The 17,289-nt window shown below is 64.9% G+C and carries 15 protein-coding genes; 10 read left to right on the plus strand and 5 right to left on the minus strand.

Annotated features, from left to right (window positions below; translation table 11 throughout):
- The first annotated feature begins 110 nt into the window (after positions 1 to 110).
- Complete coding sequence (locus tag MicB006_RS31700; protein ID WP_152037874.1) at positions 111 to 1,088, plus strand: hypothetical protein; 978 nt, start codon at positions 111 to 113, stop codon at positions 1,086 to 1,088.
- A 608-nt stretch (positions 1,089 to 1,696) separates the two neighbouring features.
- On the opposite strand, the gene MicB006_RS24040 is transcribed toward MicB006_RS31700, so the two are convergent.
- The 3 genes from MicB006_RS24040 to MicB006_RS32835 all read right to left on the minus strand — a co-directional run bounded on the left by MicB006_RS24040 (position 1,697) and on the right by MicB006_RS32835 (position 5,816).
- Complete coding sequence (locus MicB006_RS24040; RefSeq protein WP_152037875.1) at positions 1,697 to 3,883, minus strand: hypothetical protein; 2,187 nt, start codon at positions 3,881 to 3,883, stop codon at positions 1,697 to 1,699.
- A 1,312-nt stretch (positions 3,884 to 5,195) separates the two neighbouring features.
- Positions 5,196 to 5,582: a hypothetical protein gene (locus MicB006_RS32470; RefSeq protein WP_225980476.1), complete on the minus strand. Its 387-nt coding sequence runs from the start codon at positions 5,580 to 5,582 to the stop codon at positions 5,196 to 5,198.
- A gap of 51 nt (positions 5,583 to 5,633) precedes the next feature.
- Positions 5,634 to 5,816, minus strand: coding sequence for an SMI1/KNR4 family protein (locus MicB006_RS32835; protein ID WP_363926482.1), 183 nt, complete (start codon positions 5,814 to 5,816; stop codon positions 5,634 to 5,636).
- Positions 5,817 to 5,984: 168 nt separating this feature from the next.
- Here MicB006_RS32835 and MicB006_RS24055 point away from each other — a divergent pair, with 168 nt between their 5' ends.
- From MicB006_RS24055 to MicB006_RS24085, 7 genes are all read left to right on the plus strand, one after another.
- A complete protein-coding gene (locus tag MicB006_RS24055; RefSeq protein ID WP_116509099.1) occupies positions 5,985 to 6,395 on the plus strand; it encodes an SMI1/KNR4 family protein in 411 nt (136 codons plus the stop codon).
- Between the two features lie 170 nt (positions 6,396 to 6,565).
- Positions 6,566 to 6,919 carry a transposase gene (locus MicB006_RS24060; protein WP_116509101.1) on the plus strand — a complete coding sequence of 118 codons (354 nt, stop codon included), beginning with the start codon at positions 6,566 to 6,568 and terminating at the stop codon, positions 6,917 to 6,919.
- Positions 6,916 to 7,629, plus strand: a complete 714-nt coding sequence (locus tag MicB006_RS24065) for an IS3 family transposase (protein WP_116509103.1) — start codon at positions 6,916 to 6,918, stop codon at positions 7,627 to 7,629. The genes MicB006_RS24060 and MicB006_RS24065 overlap by 4 nt, the downstream gene beginning before the upstream one ends.
- A gap of 210 nt (positions 7,630 to 7,839) precedes the next feature.
- Entirely contained in the window at positions 7,840 to 8,901 is a 1,062-nt protein-coding gene (locus tag MicB006_RS24070; RefSeq protein WP_221453904.1) for an IS110 family transposase, read from the plus strand.
- A gap of 25 nt (positions 8,902 to 8,926) precedes the next feature.
- Positions 8,927 to 9,163: an IS3 family transposase gene (locus MicB006_RS24075; RefSeq protein ID WP_116509107.1), complete on the plus strand. Its 237-nt coding sequence runs from the start codon at positions 8,927 to 8,929 to the stop codon at positions 9,161 to 9,163.
- A gap of 1,021 nt (positions 9,164 to 10,184) precedes the next feature.
- Complete coding sequence (locus MicB006_RS24080) at positions 10,185 to 11,510, plus strand: EVE domain-containing protein (RefSeq protein ID WP_161565946.1); 1,326 nt, start codon at positions 10,185 to 10,187, stop codon at positions 11,508 to 11,510.
- Between the two features lie 177 nt (positions 11,511 to 11,687).
- A complete protein-coding gene (locus tag MicB006_RS24085) occupies positions 11,688 to 12,743 on the plus strand; it encodes a hypothetical protein (protein WP_225980477.1) in 1,056 nt (351 codons plus the stop codon).
- Between the two features lie 547 nt (positions 12,744 to 13,290).
- Here MicB006_RS24085 and MicB006_RS24090 read toward each other — a convergent pair.
- Together MicB006_RS24090 and MicB006_RS31705 are read right to left on the minus strand one after the other, a co-directional pair.
- Positions 13,291 to 14,139, minus strand: coding sequence for an IS5 family transposase (locus MicB006_RS24090; RefSeq protein WP_225980843.1), 849 nt, complete (start codon positions 14,137 to 14,139; stop codon positions 13,291 to 13,293).
- 378 nt (positions 14,140 to 14,517) lie between these two features.
- Entirely contained in the window at positions 14,518 to 15,180 is a 663-nt protein-coding gene (locus MicB006_RS31705) for a hypothetical protein (RefSeq protein WP_152037877.1), read from the minus strand.
- A gap of 594 nt (positions 15,181 to 15,774) precedes the next feature.
- Here MicB006_RS31705 and MicB006_RS24100 point away from each other — a divergent pair.
- Complete coding sequence (locus MicB006_RS24100) at positions 15,775 to 16,185, plus strand: hypothetical protein (protein WP_152037878.1); 411 nt, start codon at positions 15,775 to 15,777, stop codon at positions 16,183 to 16,185.
- A 118-nt stretch (positions 16,186 to 16,303) separates the two neighbouring features.
- Positions 16,304 to 16,936: a hypothetical protein gene (locus MicB006_RS24105; RefSeq protein WP_152037879.1), complete on the plus strand. Its 633-nt coding sequence runs from the start codon at positions 16,304 to 16,306 to the stop codon at positions 16,934 to 16,936.
- Positions 16,937 to 17,289: the final 353 nt, after the last annotated feature.

Below are 17,289 nucleotides of genomic sequence, written 5' to 3' on the forward strand. Positions count from 1 at the left end.
CGGTGACCCGCACGTGTGGGTGTCCGAGTCAGGTGCGGTAGCATAAGCGCGCACGGGCGGCAAGGTCAACGCAGCCTCAGTGGCCCGTATGTCGGCGATGGAGGGTTTCAGTGCTCGGCAAATTCGTGACCGTGCGCACGCCAATCAACTTGACAGAACTCGAGCGGGAGCTGGCTGCCGTCGCAAGAGTTCAATTTGACCAAGAGTTGCAGGATGATGAGTATTCCGCTCTCGCGGGATTACTGGAGCGCCACCCTGCTGTGACTCTTCGCGCGTACGGATTCAGTGAAGAGCTCGCCAGCCTGCGCTTCTTGCAGTGGTTCCCAAGCCTTGCGAGATTCAGTCTCTCGGGGCTGCACAAGGTCTCCAGCCTAGAAAACCTTCGTCTTTTACCGGAGGACCTTAGTTCCCTAGATGTCGGCGAAACTTCTGCAAAAGTCGACCTTCGGCCCGCGACGCGGTTTCGACACCTCAAGCAGCTTCGAGTAGTAGGCCACTCGAAAGGCCTAAATGAACTCCTCGAGTCATTGCAAGGCCTGTCGGCTCTGTCTCTTTGGCGTTTGCCGATCGACCGCGTCAGCAAGCCACCACATCTGTCAAGAACCTTGGAGTCCATTGCACTGACCTTGGGATCGCTCAAGGACCCCGATTGGATCCTAGGCCTGGATCGTCTTCGATACGTCGCCGTGCGCGCAGTGAAGGGAGTCGAGGCGGTTGGCTGGGTGGGGCGTTTGCCTAAGATGGAGTATCTGTGGCTTGATGATCTCCCCAAGCTGGACGTCTTACCGGAACTCACAAATAACCGAGCTTTGGCGAGACTTGACCTGACTGGGCTGCATGCGCTGCGCGACCCGGAGGCACTCGAGCCGATCGTCCAAGCTCCGGCAATCGAAGAGCTGCTCATAACGGAATCTCGGGTTCCGCCGCAGGCTTTCAGTATCCTCAAGAAGAGCAAAACATTACGGCGAGTGGGGGTTGGCCTTGGTAATGCGCACCGCAACGAAGAGGCGATGGCAATTCTTAAACTGCAGCCGCCCTCGCCGCTCGATCGCTTTGCCGAACGCCGGGGCTTAATCGCCGTCATGTAATAATGAACCTTTTGGGTAGGGGTCGCCTGAATGATCTGTTGCGCTTGGGGGCGGGTCAACTCCTAATTAAACGGTTCGGCATCGCATCGCACCAGACTCTGGGCCCGCTTGGCCTTCCGGGTCAGCGGTGGGGTGGGGGTCTCTGCCCAGGGCCTCCTGCCCAGGTGAGCGCTTCGGCGTGCCCGAGGGAATTAGCTTGGCCAGCTAGCGGGACCGAGGACCTGGCGGCCAATGAGCGTGAGACGATCGAGTGACCGAGATGGGCCGGCGATCGACGTCGGCAATCCGGTCGATCCGAAGTAGGGGTGCTGCACACGAGGCGGTCGAGAACGAAGACCTGCCGCGCCTTGGAGAACTGCTCGACGAAGGCGTTGCTCTTGAGGAGGTTGGTGGCGGCTTGACCGCCGCTCCAGCACGCGCTCGATATCGAGATGGACGGGTACGTGGAGAGTAGGGGGACCGTTGCACGTCGATGTGACGGCTACCTCTTGGTGCACAGGGCCGACGCCCCGCATGCGTCCCCGAGTGGTGGTGGCGGGGCCTAGGCTCTGCAGGTGGCGCAACTTGTGAGGGTACTGGCTCGCCATTGATGTGGCCCGCCCGACGGGTTACCGCGCCGCAGCGGTCGGTGGTGACGTGGCCGCCACCGCTGCGGCCGCCCGCCGGGTCGCGCGCTCGGCTTCTAGGGGATGGCCGGACATCGCTACCCGCGCACGGGCGAGGTCGTCGATCGCGTTCCGGATTGATGTGGCGGGTGCGTCCGGCGCCGAATCGAACCGCCAGTCGGATGGTGGACGCGCGGGAGCAAAGAACTCGCTGATCAGGGCGGCTAGCCGTAGATACGGCGACAGGGTCCGCACCAGCATGGTCGCTTCGGACGCCGGCCCTTCGATGACCGGAAGGTCCGCGACGTTCATCGCGGCCCGGAGGCGGAGGTGCAGGGGGCCGTCCTGCTCCTCCAACAGGTCCCGGAAGGCGATGACGTCCGGCACCAGGGTCGTGGTTGTGTCCTCCGACCGCAGTTTCTCGATCACCGCCCGGAGCATGGCGAACACGTCGTCGGCGAGGACCGCGTCGACTACCTCGGCGAGGGGAACGCGCCGGGCCTTTCCGCCATCCTCTCCCTGTCCCGCCCGATAGGTGACGCACGCACGTGCCGCCCGGATCAGATCCCGCGGGTGTCCGCCGGACCAGGTGTGGCAGAAGTACATGGCGGGGAAGGAGAAGTCAGTGGCACGCAGCGCGAGCAGTTCCGCCGACTCCCGGTAAGTCAGGCGGCTGACCTCGACGACCTCGTCGAACGCCGAGTCGAAGACGTCGCGCACCACGACCCCGCGGGCGGCGAAACTGTGCATGGCATCGGTGGAAACCGATACCAGGACGTGTACCGACCGGACGTGAAAGAGGTCTTTGATGCCGTTCACGACGGCGACGACGTCCTCGGGCCTGTCCATCTTGTCGAGCTCGTCGACACAGATGATCACCTGGCTGCCGGTCACGCGGACTGCCGCGCGCAGGAAGCGCCGCAACCGCTCCACACCGTCGGCTTCGGTAGCGGTTCGTTCGGCGACGCTAACTTGGTCCTCGCCGGCCAGCGTGAACAGCCCTAGTTTCAGCCGGACGCCGTTCTTGGCCTGCGTGGTCTCGGTGAAGTGCAGATACGCCAACTCGGCCCGGGCCAGCCGTCGCAGCTCCTCCGCCGAGGTCATTGGCCAGGGAAGCGGAGCGTCCGCTCCCCGCCGGAGGTCCACGAGGACGCGCCACAGCGATCGGAGGAAAAGGCCGAGCCATGCTCCGAAGCCGACTAACAGGAACACGGTGAGGGTACTGACCTTCCATTCGGAAGCGCCGGACGAACTGCTCCGCTCTTCCGACCAGAAGAAGAGGAGTGCGACCAGGGCGACAGCGAACAGGAATCCCTTGAGCACGTTGACCAGTAGGCTCCGGCGTCCGCGAGCGGGCGTGGTCGACACGTACGTACCCGCGCCTGGTTGCAGAATTACTTGGGCCAGGGTGCCGTGGATGAGGCGCACCAGTTCGCCCGGCTCGTACCGCTTGGGAGCCGGGACCCGGATGCCGAGCGAGGTACGGTCGCGGACGATGAGCTGCTGCATCATGGTCGACTTGCCGACCCCACGCGGTCCCGCGATCCCAATCGCCGACGTCGGATGGTCGGCGATGAAGCGGACGAGGTCGAGGTAGGTGGCCGACGACGTGGCCTTCTCAATGCCGATGCCGACCAACGTCGGCGCGAACCGGGAATCGAACAGCGAACCGTACTTTTTCTCGTCGGGACTACGCTCCAGGATGATCTTGCGCAGAAGGCCGGCGACAGCATCCTCAAACGCGTCGACCAGCAGTCCGTACTTGTCGCGCCGGGCCGTCCAACGCTGCTGGGCGGCGCTGTACTCGGTCATCGTAAGGGCCGCCGCGACGGCAGCGATCGCAGCGAGAACGACCGCGACCCACCCGAAAGGGCTTCCCTTGCCCAGGATCCAGGTAATGAAGGAGGCGAGGGCTAGGACCAACCCGCCGATTGTGGTCAGGGCGGGAGCCCAGTACCGCCGCTGAGCCGTGAACGACGCTGCGGCGTCGGCGGCACGACACGCGGCGATCTCCGGAGCGAGCCTCAAGGCGAGTTCGTCAGTACGCCCGGCGGCCGCCCTCGCTAGGTCCGGGTAGGACTCCTCGGGCTGGCGGAAGCTGTCCGGCCGCTCCCGCAGCAGCCCGAGGGCGAAAGACTCAGGATCAAGACCCATTAGTTCCGCGGTGAGGCTGCCCGCCTTGGTACTCACGTCACCCGCCTTCAGGTCGCCAATGTGGCGTCCATCCTGGACCACTTGAGCCAGTCCGTCATCGCCTTATCAGGCGACTTGGGTCGTCGGCCGACCGAAGGTGCACCCGTTCCGGCGCCGCGACGCTCCGAGCGCTACGGCGAACTAGCTGCACCCTTCGGCCCTGTTCTAGCCGTGCATTTATCTTCCGCCCGTAGCGTGGGCGGCGCTCAATCGAACTCCTTGATCAGGCACACGTACGAGTACGAGTTCGGCTCAAGTGGCCGAGTTGGTCAGGGGGTGGACCAATGAACGCGGGGTCGTCGAAGCCTAGGTCGCGCATCTTCTGGGCGGAGAAGACCTCTATGATTTCGTCGCCGGGGATGAAGACGCCCTGCGGGTCGGGGCAGTTGCGGGATGGCAGCGACGAGCCAGAGCGGACCTGCGGTGAAGTCCAGGCGTAACGCGACGGGCGCGTAGACCGAATGCGCCGGTGCGACGATGCTGCCGTCCGCCCGCCGACTCGGCCCGATCTGGAACCATACTGATTGGCCGACGCGGCGATTGACGTCCTCCAGTGCTGCGCTCTCCGTAGCTGGGGGCGGGTTCAGGTTAACTGGCTGGGGTAGCGCGGTCAGGCGGGTGTACGTGGCGACCAGCTCGGTGACCAACGTCAACCGGACGTGACCCCGGAATCTGAGAGAGCGTGCGGCCACCCAATGACGTGCTCGGCGGTGACGCCTCGAAAGTCGGCTCCGTTCCACCGTGCCCCAGCGACGTCTGTGCGCCCGTGCTCCGGATTGTGCGTCAGGACGTAGCTGAACCGTGTATAGGACAGGTCGGTGTCGCGCAGGTCGGCGCCCCGTGTGCATGGTTCCGATCATCACGGACGAAGCCTAGGATGCGGCCCGTGGAGCGATCGATAGGTGCGAGTTCAGCGTCGGCGTCCGCTCGTGGCGGACGAAGCATCGGGCCTCGACGGGAGTCGGGCCAGCATGCCTGGTGTGTTGACGACCTTGCGCACGCTCTCGCCGAGGGCCGATCTGTCGATCTCGGCCGTCCATCGGACTTGCCGGCGATGCCGCAGGTACGGGTCGTTCTGATCAGCCTGAAACCGATAGTCTCCGGCGATTACGCCTAAGGCGGCGCGGCCCCGCCGCATCGGCACAACGACCACATCGCCAGGCTTGATGTTTAGCCTGAAGGATCGCCAGTAGCTCGCAAACACGGGGAACGCGCGCCCCGGCCACTCTGGCAGCGCGGCCCTTAGTATCCGGAGGATCGCCTCGTCTCCTGGCCATTCCGACAGGTCGGGCATTTCTCGCCCACCGTGCTACAGAGCGTTCCGGCTCCATCGGGACTGGGTCTGCTCTTCGGCCTGTTCGAGCCAGCCTCGGTACCAGCGCGTGAAGCCTGTCGGGCGCCCGTCGGGCTCGTGCAGAGGCAGGAACCCGCGGTCGCTGGCGGTGTCGTCGCCCCACATCTGACCGCGAGCTGGTCCGCTGATGACGAGGGCTTCGCGGTAGGCGCAGCCGAGGTGACAGAGATAGAGCAGCCCGATGGAGTGTTCGGGCGAGAAGACGACAGCTTCGTGCTGCTGCCAGTGAGCGTCTTCAGCCTCGTTGAACTTTTCTTTGGAGTCGAAGTCCGCCTCACCAGGGGGATCGGGCAGGTCGTCTGCGGGGTTGAATGCATCGGTGTGCGGGAACGGCTCGCTCAACGTCGTCAGGTCGGTGAGTTCGGCAACCGTCGCCTTCCCAACGCCATCGGTCTATACCCGCTGAACGGGAAAGAGGCCGTACGCCGGGCCCGCGCCCCCGCGACTGACCTGTAGGAGGAAGGAACGGTACTCGGCAGGTAGCTCGACATCTAGCTGTGATTCCAGCCCGGCCAGCTCATCCGTGGTCAGAGGCGGCTCGCGTCGCCACTGATGGCCGTTGGCTCCGAAAACCATGCCGGCAAACGGGTGCGTCGACAACCTGGCCAGGCGATCGGGTACATCCGACCAATCCGAGAGGATCACGGCAACACCCTAGATGTTGTGCGGCGGGCGCGCGCTCATGCCGCTGGTGGTGTGCGTCGATGTCTTGTGGGGACTGCTCGGAGCACCGACGATAGTTACATGATCATTGACAGCTTGCCGGTCCCGTCTGCGCTGCTCCGGGTGCTGCAGCAGGGTCGGTGGGTAGCTCCAGACCGCTCGTCGTCGACGTACCGGGAAGTCTTCGGTGATGACGCCGTAGCGCCGCAGTTCCTTCCTTCGAGTCGGATGACGGCCAACAGGCGCTGGCTCGATGACATCCCTGAGGACTATCGCGGGTTCTACCTCGGTCAACCGGACCGGCAGAGCCCGCCCGGCGACGTGGATCCCGACCGGTCTCTCCTGATCGGTGACCTCGGACCTGACCGGCCGTTTGCGTTGGACTACAGACCTTCGTCGGTCGCACCGTCGGTGATCTACCTCAGCACAGCGGCGGACTGGATCGAGGTTGCGCCCAACATCGAGATGCTGATCGAACGCCTCGGGATCTGATTGTGCCGAGGGATCCCTTTGCTCTTCTGCCGCTGACCGGGCGCAGCGTTCGGTCGCGCCTGCCGTATGCGTGATGGCGTGCAGGTGGCCGGGCATTCGTTAGGTGCCGAACCCGCCGCACAGGTAGTACAGGCTCGTGGCCAGTCCCAATATGAGCTACCCCCGCTTTCATGGAGCTTCTTGATCATGGTCTGATGGCCGTGGGGAGGAAGTTGTCCGTGGCAGCACCGAAGAAGTACCCCGATGAGCTACGTCAGCGCGCTGTGCGTTTGTACCGCGAGTCGGATCCGAAGCCGGTGATCCGGCGCCTGGCCGAGCAGCTTGGTGTGCATCACGAGGCGTTGCGGAACTGGATCCGCCAAGCCGAGGCCGACGAGCGTCACGACCGGCCGACCAGCGAGATGGCGGAGGAGAACCGCCGGCTGCGCAGGGAGGTCGCCGAGTTGCGGCGGGCGAACGGGATCCTGAAGGCCGCGAGCGCGTATTTCGCGGCGGAGCTCGACCCGACCCGGCGACGGTCATGAGGTTCATCCACGAACACCGTGACCAGTTCGCGGTCGCGCTCCTGCTACGGGTCCTCAACATCGGCGCCTCGACCTACTACGCGTGGGTGAAGCAGGTCGAGCAGCCCTGCGACCGCGACGTGGTCGACCTGGGTCTGGTCTCCAACATCCACGAGATCTGGGAGACATCGGGGCGCACCTACGGCGCTGACCGGGTGCATCGGCAGCTACGCCGTGACGGCATCCGCGTGGGCCGTAAGCGGGTCGAGCGGTTGATGGCGCAGCAGGGCTGGCAGGGGGCGTTTCTGCGTCGAGGCTGGCGCGGCGGCTCCACGAAGCAGGATCCCCGGCACACGCCGGCGCCGGATCTGGTCAACCGGCAGTTCACCGCAGCGGGGCCGAACCGCCTGTGGGTCGCCGACGCCACCCGCATCCCCTGCGGTGAGGGCGTGTTCTGGTTGGCTGCGGTCCGCGATGCGTTCTCCCGCCGGATCGTTGGGTGGAAGACCTCCGACCGCTGCGACACCGCCCTGATCCTCGCCGCCCTCGAATACGGCATCTGGTCGCGCGACGTCCGCGACGGCCAGTTGATCCACCACTCAGATCGCGGGTCGAACTACACGTCGTTTCGCTTCGCGGAACGCTTACAGGACAACGGGATCCTGCCCTCGATGGGCTCCGTCGGCGACTCCTACGACTGTGAGACTTTGAGGCGCCGTCAGGCGGCCTGACTCTTGCTTACGACTGACCCCGCAGTTCGGGTGTCCTTGCTGTTGATCTGTCGTCTGCCTGGCGGTGCAGCACCAGTGGTGCTGGCCGGGCGGGCAGTGACCTCATAGGAGCCTGATCGCAGCAGGTCCCGTCACAGTCCCGTCCACCCGGCCGGCCAGCGTCACGAACCCCTGTCGCCCTGGTCTGAGCTGGAGCCCGCGATGTCAAGCATGAGCCCCGACCCGCGTCGACGTCGAGTCGTCATCGGCGTCGACACCCACAAGCACGTCCACGTCGCCGTCGCCCTGGACGACATCGGCGGCCGCCTCGACGCCCGCTCATTCCCCGCCGACCGAGGCGGCTATGAACAGCTGCTCGACTGGGCGGCCGGCTTCGAGGCGAAGAGGCTGATCTTCGCGATCGAGGGCACCGGCTCCTACGGCGCCGGACTGACCTCCGCTGTCCGACGACGGGGCCTCGGAGTCATCGAGGTCCTGCGCACCGACCGCCGCGACCGTCGGCTACGCGGCAAGAGCGACACCCTCGACGCCGAGAACGCCGCTCGCTCGGTGCTGGCCGGTAACTCCACCAGCGTCCCGAAGACCAACGACGGCATCGTGGAGATGATCCGCCAGATCAAGGTCGCCAAAGACGTCGCGGTCAAGGCCCGCACCGCCGCGATGATCACCCTCAAGGCAGTGCTGGTCACCGCCAGCCCCGAGCTACGTGAACCTCTGCAGCCCTTGTCGAAGATGGCCCTGATCGAACGGTGCGCCGGCCTGCGCCCCGGTCCGGTCACCACCGTGCTCGCCGCAACGAAACACACCCTGCGCTCGATCGCCCGCCGCTGGCAACAGCTCAACGACGAGATCAAAACCCACGAAGCGATACTCGTCGAGCTCACCGGCCAGCTCGTGCCGCAGTTGGTCGCCGCGTTCGGCGTCGGCGCCGACACCGCCGCCGAGATGCTCATCGTCGCCGGCGACAACATCGACCGGGTCCGCTCAGAACCCGCCTGGGCGAGGCTCTGCGGCGTCGCACCGATCCCCGCCTCCTCCGGCATGACCAACCGGCACAGACTCAACCGCGGCGGTCACCGCCAAGCCAACGCCGCCCTCTACCGCGCCGTCATCGTCCGCATGCAACACCACGAACCCACCCGCGCCTACGTCGCCCGCCGCACCGCAGACGGCAAGACCAAAGCTGAGATCATCCGCTGCCTGAAACGACTCCTCGCCCGCGAGATCTGGGCCCTGCTCCGCCCTCTCCGCACGACCACCATCGCCACTTGACAGCTATAGGAGCGTCAACGCGCTGATGGAGAACTTCTGGTCGACGTTGAAGATCGAACTCGTCTACCGCACGAGCTGGCGGACCCGCGACGAGGCCGAGAACGCGATCTTCGCCTACATCGACGGCTGGTACAACACCCGCCGCATCCAGAAGGAACTGGGCTACCTCAGCCCAAACGAGTACGAGACCGCCTGGCACAGCCACCGAACCGAGCCAGCCGAGCCACCTATCGCCACCCCTGCACCAGCCGGCAGCAGGTAACCACCGCTCCATCAAAGCGGGGGGAACTCATTGACAAGCGGGCCGCGGGAGCGGATCGAAAGCAGTTGAGCCCAATGGTTGCTGAGCGTGCGTTGGCGTCACTAGGGACGGCTTGAGCAAGCGGCCACGGAGTCTGACGAACGACGTGCAGGACGGTCCGGCACAGCCTGGAGGCATCAACCCGGTCGCGGGCCCGTGATCGGGGGAGCAGGTTGGGAGCAACAGGGTGCCCTGAACGGCGCTGAACCGCACCGAACGGCATCTGACCGCACCCAACTGCACCCACCCCTGCCTGGGGCTTCGCGTTTCCGCAGGTCATAGTCCGTGCGGCGTCCTGCTTCACAAACTGCACTCAACGGCACTGAACAGCAGTCAACGGCACTCTATGCCCCCTGGTAGGGCAGTGTGCGCAGGTCACGGCGGTAAGGAGCTGCTGAATCACCTGGCCTTGCAAGTGGGAGCAGATTGGGTGCAGGTTGGCGAAGTGGTCACCGCGCCCGAAGTGCTCACCGACACCGGGCAGAGCCGAGGGCTTTGACCTGCGGTGATGTGGGCGAGCGGTCCGGCGTGACCTCCCAGAGAAGACCGAAGTGGTCAGCATTCGCTGCTCCCGGCCTGGCTGGTGCCGGCTGCCGTCGGGGACTCGCTGACGCCGTTCAAGAGGGTCCTGCCGTATCGACGCATGGCTCTGGCTCCCGCCGTGCTGGCGTCGATGTGGATCCGAGGGCTGAGACTCGAATCCCACCAGCAGCGCGCTGACCAGCGCTTCCTGCTCGGAGACCTCTTCGGCCGACCCGAAGGAATCAGCTTGTTAGCCAGTTCGCGGGCCGCTGAGCACTTCGGAACCTCCAGAGAAGGTCCGGTGGTCAGGTGTTCTGCTTCTCGCCGGGACCATGTCGGCTCCTCCTGGCAACGCTGTCAACGCGAGCAAGCACCGAGTCGGCATACCCTTACGGTTCGAGCCAAGGTCGTGCTCAGGTCGGCGATACGTGATCTCGGAGATGGCTATCGGAGGTGTTCCGTGCAGTGGCTCCTGCAGTGTAATCCACTGAAGTGGCGCATCCATGATTTTGTATCGGATGGACACGAGGTCAACGCATGGACGGTGGCCCGGCATCTCAGCGAGATTGGCCCTGATGACGATGTGGCTCTCTGGTTGACCGGAAGCTCGGGTGGGGTGGCAGCGGTCGGTCATACCACTGGCCCGCCGGCGCCGGTCACGGCTGGCCGGGTCGATGACGCCTACTATGCGGAGCCGCCCGATCCTTCCGGCGTCCGTTGGGCGGTACCGGTCCGGCTCACGCGGGTTTTCCTGGACCAGCCGGTGTCCCGCACGGCGCTTGCGGAGGATCAGGACTTCGCCGGCAGCGCGATCCTCACTCGGCCGTGGTCGAGTAATCCGTTCCCGCTGACAAACCGACAGTGGCTGGTGGTCGTACGAAACTCGTTCGGCAGAGGCGCCTCGGTCAACGGTCAGTTGCCCGCCGAGGCGTTGACCGGTGCGGCCGACCTTCTACGCCGAGTCGTCGGTCAGCCGCTGGCCACGGTTTCAGGCCGCACCAACACTGTTGTCGGGGTCCGCCCGCCCCACGCGATCGTCGCCACCGAGCGCAGCCCCGAAGGTCAGCCCGTGCCGATCGCCTGGGTCGACGATGCTCTCAGGCGTCTCGTTCGCGACGGGTACGTCGAGATCCATCCGCGTGCCAGCGGCTATCGCAGCGCGTTCATCGGCGCGGTGTTACTGACCCTTCCCGGCGCCCGCTCGTCCGGTAGCCCACCTATGATCACCCTCGATGCTCCACCGCAGCTCCTTACCACAACCAACGCTTTCACCTTCGAGGGCGACCTCGAGCGGTCGGGCACCGCCACTCACCGCGGGGAACAAGCCCTGCTGCGCCAACGCCTCTTTGGCTCGGCCACCGACGCGGCATGCGCGATCTGCGGTCAGACCTATCCCGTCCGCTTCCTTCGCGCCGCTCACATCAAGAAGCGTTCGGTCTGCGAGGAACAGGAGGCCCGCGACCTCGATCATGTCGCCATGCCGGCATGCCTGTTCGGCTGCGATGCCCTCTTCGAGGCCGGATATATCGCAGTTGACGCCACCGGCCACGTGATCGTCATCGAAGAGCCGGGACAACCGCCGGGGCTAGCTGAACGCCTGGCACTACTGGCTGGCCGGCAAGTAGACGCCCACACAACCGGTAGCGCTGCCTACTTCGCCTGGCACCGCGAGAACACCTACCGCGCCCAACGAGATGCTCGATCGACGACCCTCGCACATCAGGAGAACGAAGGATCTACGTCGGCAACGGTGGCCGCGAGACAGGTATCAGATGTTGCTCGGTGATCTCTGTTGCTGGCTCGAATGTGGCGGGGGTCTTCGGACTCCATGGTGCCGGCCCCGAGCATGCGCATCGATTGCCCTGTCTTTGTAGCCTAAACCTTGAACGGCTCAGCAAGGCGGAGGAAGGCGTTGGGGAGCTGGCTGTCATCGGGCCCTACTGGCCTGATCTCGGGAGCGGTCGTGGGCCTGGTCTTCGGCGTCCTTTTCGAAGACCCGCTCAAGAAGCTGCTTCGGAACGGTGTACGACGGCTAAGTCGGATGATCAGCGGGCCCGCCGAACCTCCGGACCTTGACCGCGAGTTCCGCCTAGGCCCGTTGCACACACGCTGCTTGATCTTAGAGGGCGATGGAGAACGCATATTTGAGCAGGAGCGCGTCCGCGTATTCGTCAATCCAGTCGATGTTCAGCTGCCCGACGAGATGATGCGGTGGAGGACGGAGATTGCGGACGAGCAGGAGCGGCGCAGCAGCGCGGGCGAAGAGTCGGCATGGAACGGATCGATGTACGCCGTCGATGATTTGATCATTTCACGTAACGGACCTCGCGAGGACCCCGAAGTCAGGCTGATCCTCAAACATGCTGACTACTACACCTTCCTCGCTACTCAACGCCTCGACCGTAGGCTTCAGGGCGGTGCAACGCCGAGAAGCCTGTACCTCGACGGGCGGGAACCGAGCCAGATGCCAGATTTCATGCGTTCGAGCTTCGGATTGAACATCGCAGTCGTCACCGCCGACAACTGGCTCATGGTGTCCCGCAGAAGTCGGCGAATGGCTACCGGTCGAGATATGTGGGCCCCGTCGGTCAACGAGTCACTCTCCCGAGATAAGGACTCAGTGGAGGGCGGACCGCCGGATCTCTTCCAGGCTGCCCGCCGCGGGATGCAGGAAGAGCTTCACATCGGAGATGACCAGTACGACCTTCGCCTCTTGGCCTTTCACGTCGCAACGTCCCTGTCGCAGTGGGGCGCCATGTTCCTCGCCCGTCTCTGCACAACAACCCGCGGCGACCTGGAGGCGCACCTGTCCAGAGGCATCGAGGACGGCTGGGAGCACCAGGCGATCGACTATGTGCGATTCGAACCCGCTTCGACGCTTCGCTACCTCCTGCGACCTGACAGACGGGACAACTGGACGCCCGCCGCCCCCGGGCTGTACTACTTGGCCTTGGTCAACACCTATGGTCGACGACAGGTGGATGCTGCGCTTGATGGCGTTATCCGCGACCTCTCATAGCCTCGTGCCCGCTGCACGCCATCGGTCACTACCCAGGATGGCGGTTTCTCTCGACATCACGGTAGATCTGGCTGTTGAGCAGGTACTGCATCAAGCCATAGCTGTCAGGGTGAGCCGGGCCAGGAAGTCTCGCTCGTCGAGGTCGCTGCTCCAGTGCGTCGTGGCATCGCCGCGCCCTCGACCAGGCGGCGGGCGGGTGACGTGGGTGATTCGGCGCGTCGCGGTCGCGATCTTGGAAAACCCCGGCCCGCCGGCAGCCGGGAGGCGGTCCGGCGGATGTTCGTTGAGGGTTCCACTGGCAGGACAATCATCAGCCCAGTAACCAGTTCCGCAACCAAGATCAAAGATTGACGGAATGGTCACCTACTCCCTAGGCGGAGGGCCGACGAGGGGGTGCTCATCCTCGGAAGAGTCTCCGTAGCCACGGCCCGCGCGGCTGCGGCGCCGGGGATGTGACCTCCAGAATCTCGCCGTCGAAGTACTCTCGGACCTCTACTTGATACCCGTTTGCAGCCAGCGTCTCAGTGCGTGTTTGAGATGGGGTTGATTAGGTCCAGGTGGGAGGCCGACCAGGTCCGATTCGTGGCCGCGCCGCCAAGGTCCGGCGGGCTTGACGGCGTGCGGGTTGGCCGCGGGTGATGCGGCGGGTCATGCCGGCGATCGCGGCCCAGCGGATGAGGGCTGCGGAGACGGCCGGTTGGCGCTCGTAGTCGCGGGCGAGCCGGCGGCAGGCGGTGAGCCAGGCCAGGGTGCGTTCGGCGACCCAGCGGCGTGGGTGGACGGCGAAGCCGCGTTGGTCGGTGGGTTTGCGGACGATCTGCAGCGTGGTGCGCAGGGTGTCGCGGGTCCAGTCGATCAACCGGCCGGTGAAGCCCTGGTCGGCGAGGACGTGCCGGATCGGGGTGAGCATGTAGGCGCTGAGTAGGGCCGTCTTGGCTCCGTCGCGGTCCTGCCAGCTCGCGGCGAGCACGGTGACGGTGACCAGTAAGCCGAGGGTGTCGGTGATGATGAACCGTTTCCGGCCGTTGATCTTCTTGCCCGCGTCGTAGCCTCGGCTGTCTCGGCCGACGGTGTCGGCGCCCTTCACGCTCTGCGAATCGATGATCCCTGCCGACGGCTCCGGCTGGCGGCCCTGTTGCACCCGTGCCTTGATCCGCAGCGTGGTCAGGAGTTTCTCCGTCACGCCGGCTTCTTCCCACCGGGTGAAGTACCAGTACACCGTCTGCCACGGCGGCAGGTCAGCCGGCAGATAGCGCCACGGGCACCCCGACCGCACGACGTACAGGATCGCGTTGACGATCTCCCGCCGGCCGTCCGTGTTCGGCTCCGGCAACAGCGCCTCGATCAGCGACCACTGGACATCAGTCAAGTCCGAGGGGTAACCGCGCGTCGACATTTCCGTCAACCTGCAGCCCGGGATCACCCAACCTTTGACCACGTGCGCCCGGACGGCGCTCAAGAAATGGACCGAGTTGTGGCGGGCGAGGCTTTCACAGCTGGGAGGCTCCGCTCCGACCACACGAACCCGCAAGTGATAGGGACCACCGGCTGGAGCTGACTGGCCTGTACGAGTAGGCGGTTGGGATGCTGATCACCAGCTTCGGTCACCAGAGGCCATGACCAGCACGCACTGCTCGGCAACCCATGGACGCCACCAACCCTCGCGTGACCTGAATAGTCACGTTGCTTCCACTCATATTTATCTGCGATGAAGCCCTCCTTGTAAGTGAGCCGGTTGCCCTCCACGTTTACTGGGCCCGACCCGGTCGCCCGCTCATTCGAGTGGTGGATCCCAAACCGTAACCCTTAGTTGTACCTGCTCATTCGGCACGTTCTGCGAGGATCTTTTGACGATGACTACCGAGGCTAGGCGTTTTTCCGACGTTTTCACGCAAAGCATGAGGCCCGCCCGTGCCTCGCCCAGACCGATACGCGCTCCATAACTAGTCGTGGCTCGACATGATTCATAAGTCGGTTCCTGCGACATTAGCGCCATCTCGCTATGCAATCCAACGAGAATGTCTCCGACGCCCCCCGCGCTGAATTGCAGGTCCTCTTTACCGTATCGGGAATCGGACACGTCCCAATCTGGCTGCTCGGAGTCGAAGTCCGCGAAGTAGCCCTCGGACAGCGTCAGAAGGTCGGCTCCAGTACTGCGCCGAACACTCGTTGGGCTGGTGCTAGGAATAGGTGCAGGCCCAAGGCTTTGATCTGGGTTCGAGGTGGACGTTGGAGTGGTTTTGGGCCCGGTCTGGTTAGTGACTTGTTGATCACCATTCAGGCGGTCAGCTATCACGACGGAGATGACTACGAGGACGACAACCACACCCAGGCGTAGCCAGGCAGGGAAGTTATCCTTCAGCGGTGGCAACTGGTTAATTGCCCAGCCCAGCAGCGCGGCGACGACGGCTGCAGATATCGCGTACGCGACGCTCAAGTGGCTCTCCTTCTCCGGGCGAGGTCGACAAGAGTCTTCCACCCCCCGTCGGCTCGGCGGATCACCTGATCATCCGACGTTACATCGGGAGCCGGACTCCGCCGGTCCCCGGTCGTCACGTCGGGCCAAGCCGTGTCGCGGAAGGGTGAATCGATCGCCGCCCGCCACGCCGACCCCCGAACCACCATGCGCTACGACCGAGCCCGCAAGAACCTCGACCGCCACCCCAACTACATCCTCGCCGCGTACATGGCCTCCGGGACGTAGCAAACGCTCGCGGCTCCGCCGATGAGCGGACGCGTGACTCGCGCGCTGCCGGCTGTGCCGCCGATCGTCGAACAGTTGGCTGCGGGCGCCGCCGGCACTCCGTTACGCTCCCACCCGCCGAGGCGGGAGACGACACTCCGTCGATAGCGGTCCACCGATGCCTGGGCAGACGCAGCCGAGTGGGTAGCGGAAGCAGGTGTCTCGCTTGCTGACGAACTTCTCCTGCCTGCCACTCAGCCCTTCGCGCGCGTAGCGACCGCGGAGGAGCTTCATGAGACGGTCATGCTCGCGGGGGAGGCCCGTCAGGACCCATATGCGGAGGTACGAGTGACGCTTGCCGATGCCGGCCTTGCAGTCGAGCTGCAGGACGGTATTTGGCGGGTCGAAGGCGGGTTTACGAACCCCTACCGAGCGGCGGCGCGGGCTGTCACCGAGCTTCTGCGGGTCGACGATGCTGCAGCAGTGATCGCCCGAAACTCACGGTGTGCCGTCCTCATCGCCGTGGCCGACAAGACCATGGTCCTAGTCGATTCGCGAATGGCCGTCTGGCGGCTTTACTCGTTGTCTGGCACTCGTACGCCGCTCTCGATGACGATCGACTGTCCTGGCCCGCCGCCTAACGCCCGGGTCTTCCCGCTGCGGTCGCAGCCAGCTGAGGTTGAGAAGGTTCAAGATCGGCTGAGTCTTGATCTGCCCAGCCTCGTAGCTGAGATGAGAAGCCTCATTGCCTGTATGTGAGGCCCGGCGGGCTGACGATTAGTGAGGGCGTTGACAGTAGGCCGGCCGCGAGGTGACGGGAGGTCGTCGCGCGGCTCGCTGATGGCCTGTAGGCGCGGCGTTCGGCATGATGACCGTCATGGACGTCGAGGAACTGATCGCGCAGCATCCGCGGGTCTTCCACACGATGTCGGCGACCGCGTGGCCATCGGTGCGACGACACGGCCTCCTGTCCACGCAGCGACTGATCGATTTGTTCGACCTCGACCCGGTCGAGCGTGACCGACTCCTGAGCTCCCCTCGCAGGCAGTCCACGGTTCTGCGCGCGCCGGGCCGGCCGCCTGCTGTGATCCGCGATCAGAAGCCGATGAAGTTCGTTACGGAGAAGATCGATCCGGACTCCTCGCTGGCCGAGTACCTCGCGGCCATCAACTCCCGTGTCTTTCTCTGGGCCAGCGCGGAGCGGCTGGACCGGCTGCGTCAAGCGAAGGAGTACCGCACCGAGGACCAGGTCGTTCTGCACGTCGACACCCGTGCCCTCGTCGAGCGTCACGGCCCCCGAATCGAACTCTGCCGGCTCAACTCCGGGGCCGTGACGCAGAAGAACCACCCCGTGCGGGGGCATCGGTCCTGGCTGCCGATCGCCGACTACCCGTATGCCGAGTACCGCCGCCGCTATGGCCGCCATGGCGCCCTGGTCGAGGTCACCGTGTTGGACGCCGTCCCTGACATCCTCGACCTCACCGACAAAATCGAAGGCGCTATCAACTGATACCCCACCCGTCAGGGTCTGTCTTCAGGTCGGTGAGTTGGCTGACGGACGCCCTCCGGGAGCGGCTTGGGAGCTGCTGGATGCTAGGCAGTGCCCCCATTCGCAGCAGCTGGCCTGACACCGGCACATCCGGCCAGCGCACCAGTGCCGGCGTGGGCGGCAGTAGACCCTGTCCGTCGGTCAGCCGCCGGTGGTTGTCCTAGCCGAGATTAGGGGAGCGGGATGGGAGCAGACGGGCGCACTGAACGGCGTTGAACGGCGTCCAACGGCCCTGAACGGCATCCACTACACCCACCACGACCTGCAAGTTCGCGTTCCTGCAGGTCAGAGTCGGCGCGGCGTCCTGCTTCACC

This window comes from Micromonospora sp. B006 (genome assembly GCF_003408515.1).
In the GTDB taxonomy this organism is placed as follows: Bacteria; Actinomycetota; Actinomycetes; order Mycobacteriales; family Micromonosporaceae; genus Micromonospora; species Micromonospora echinospora_A.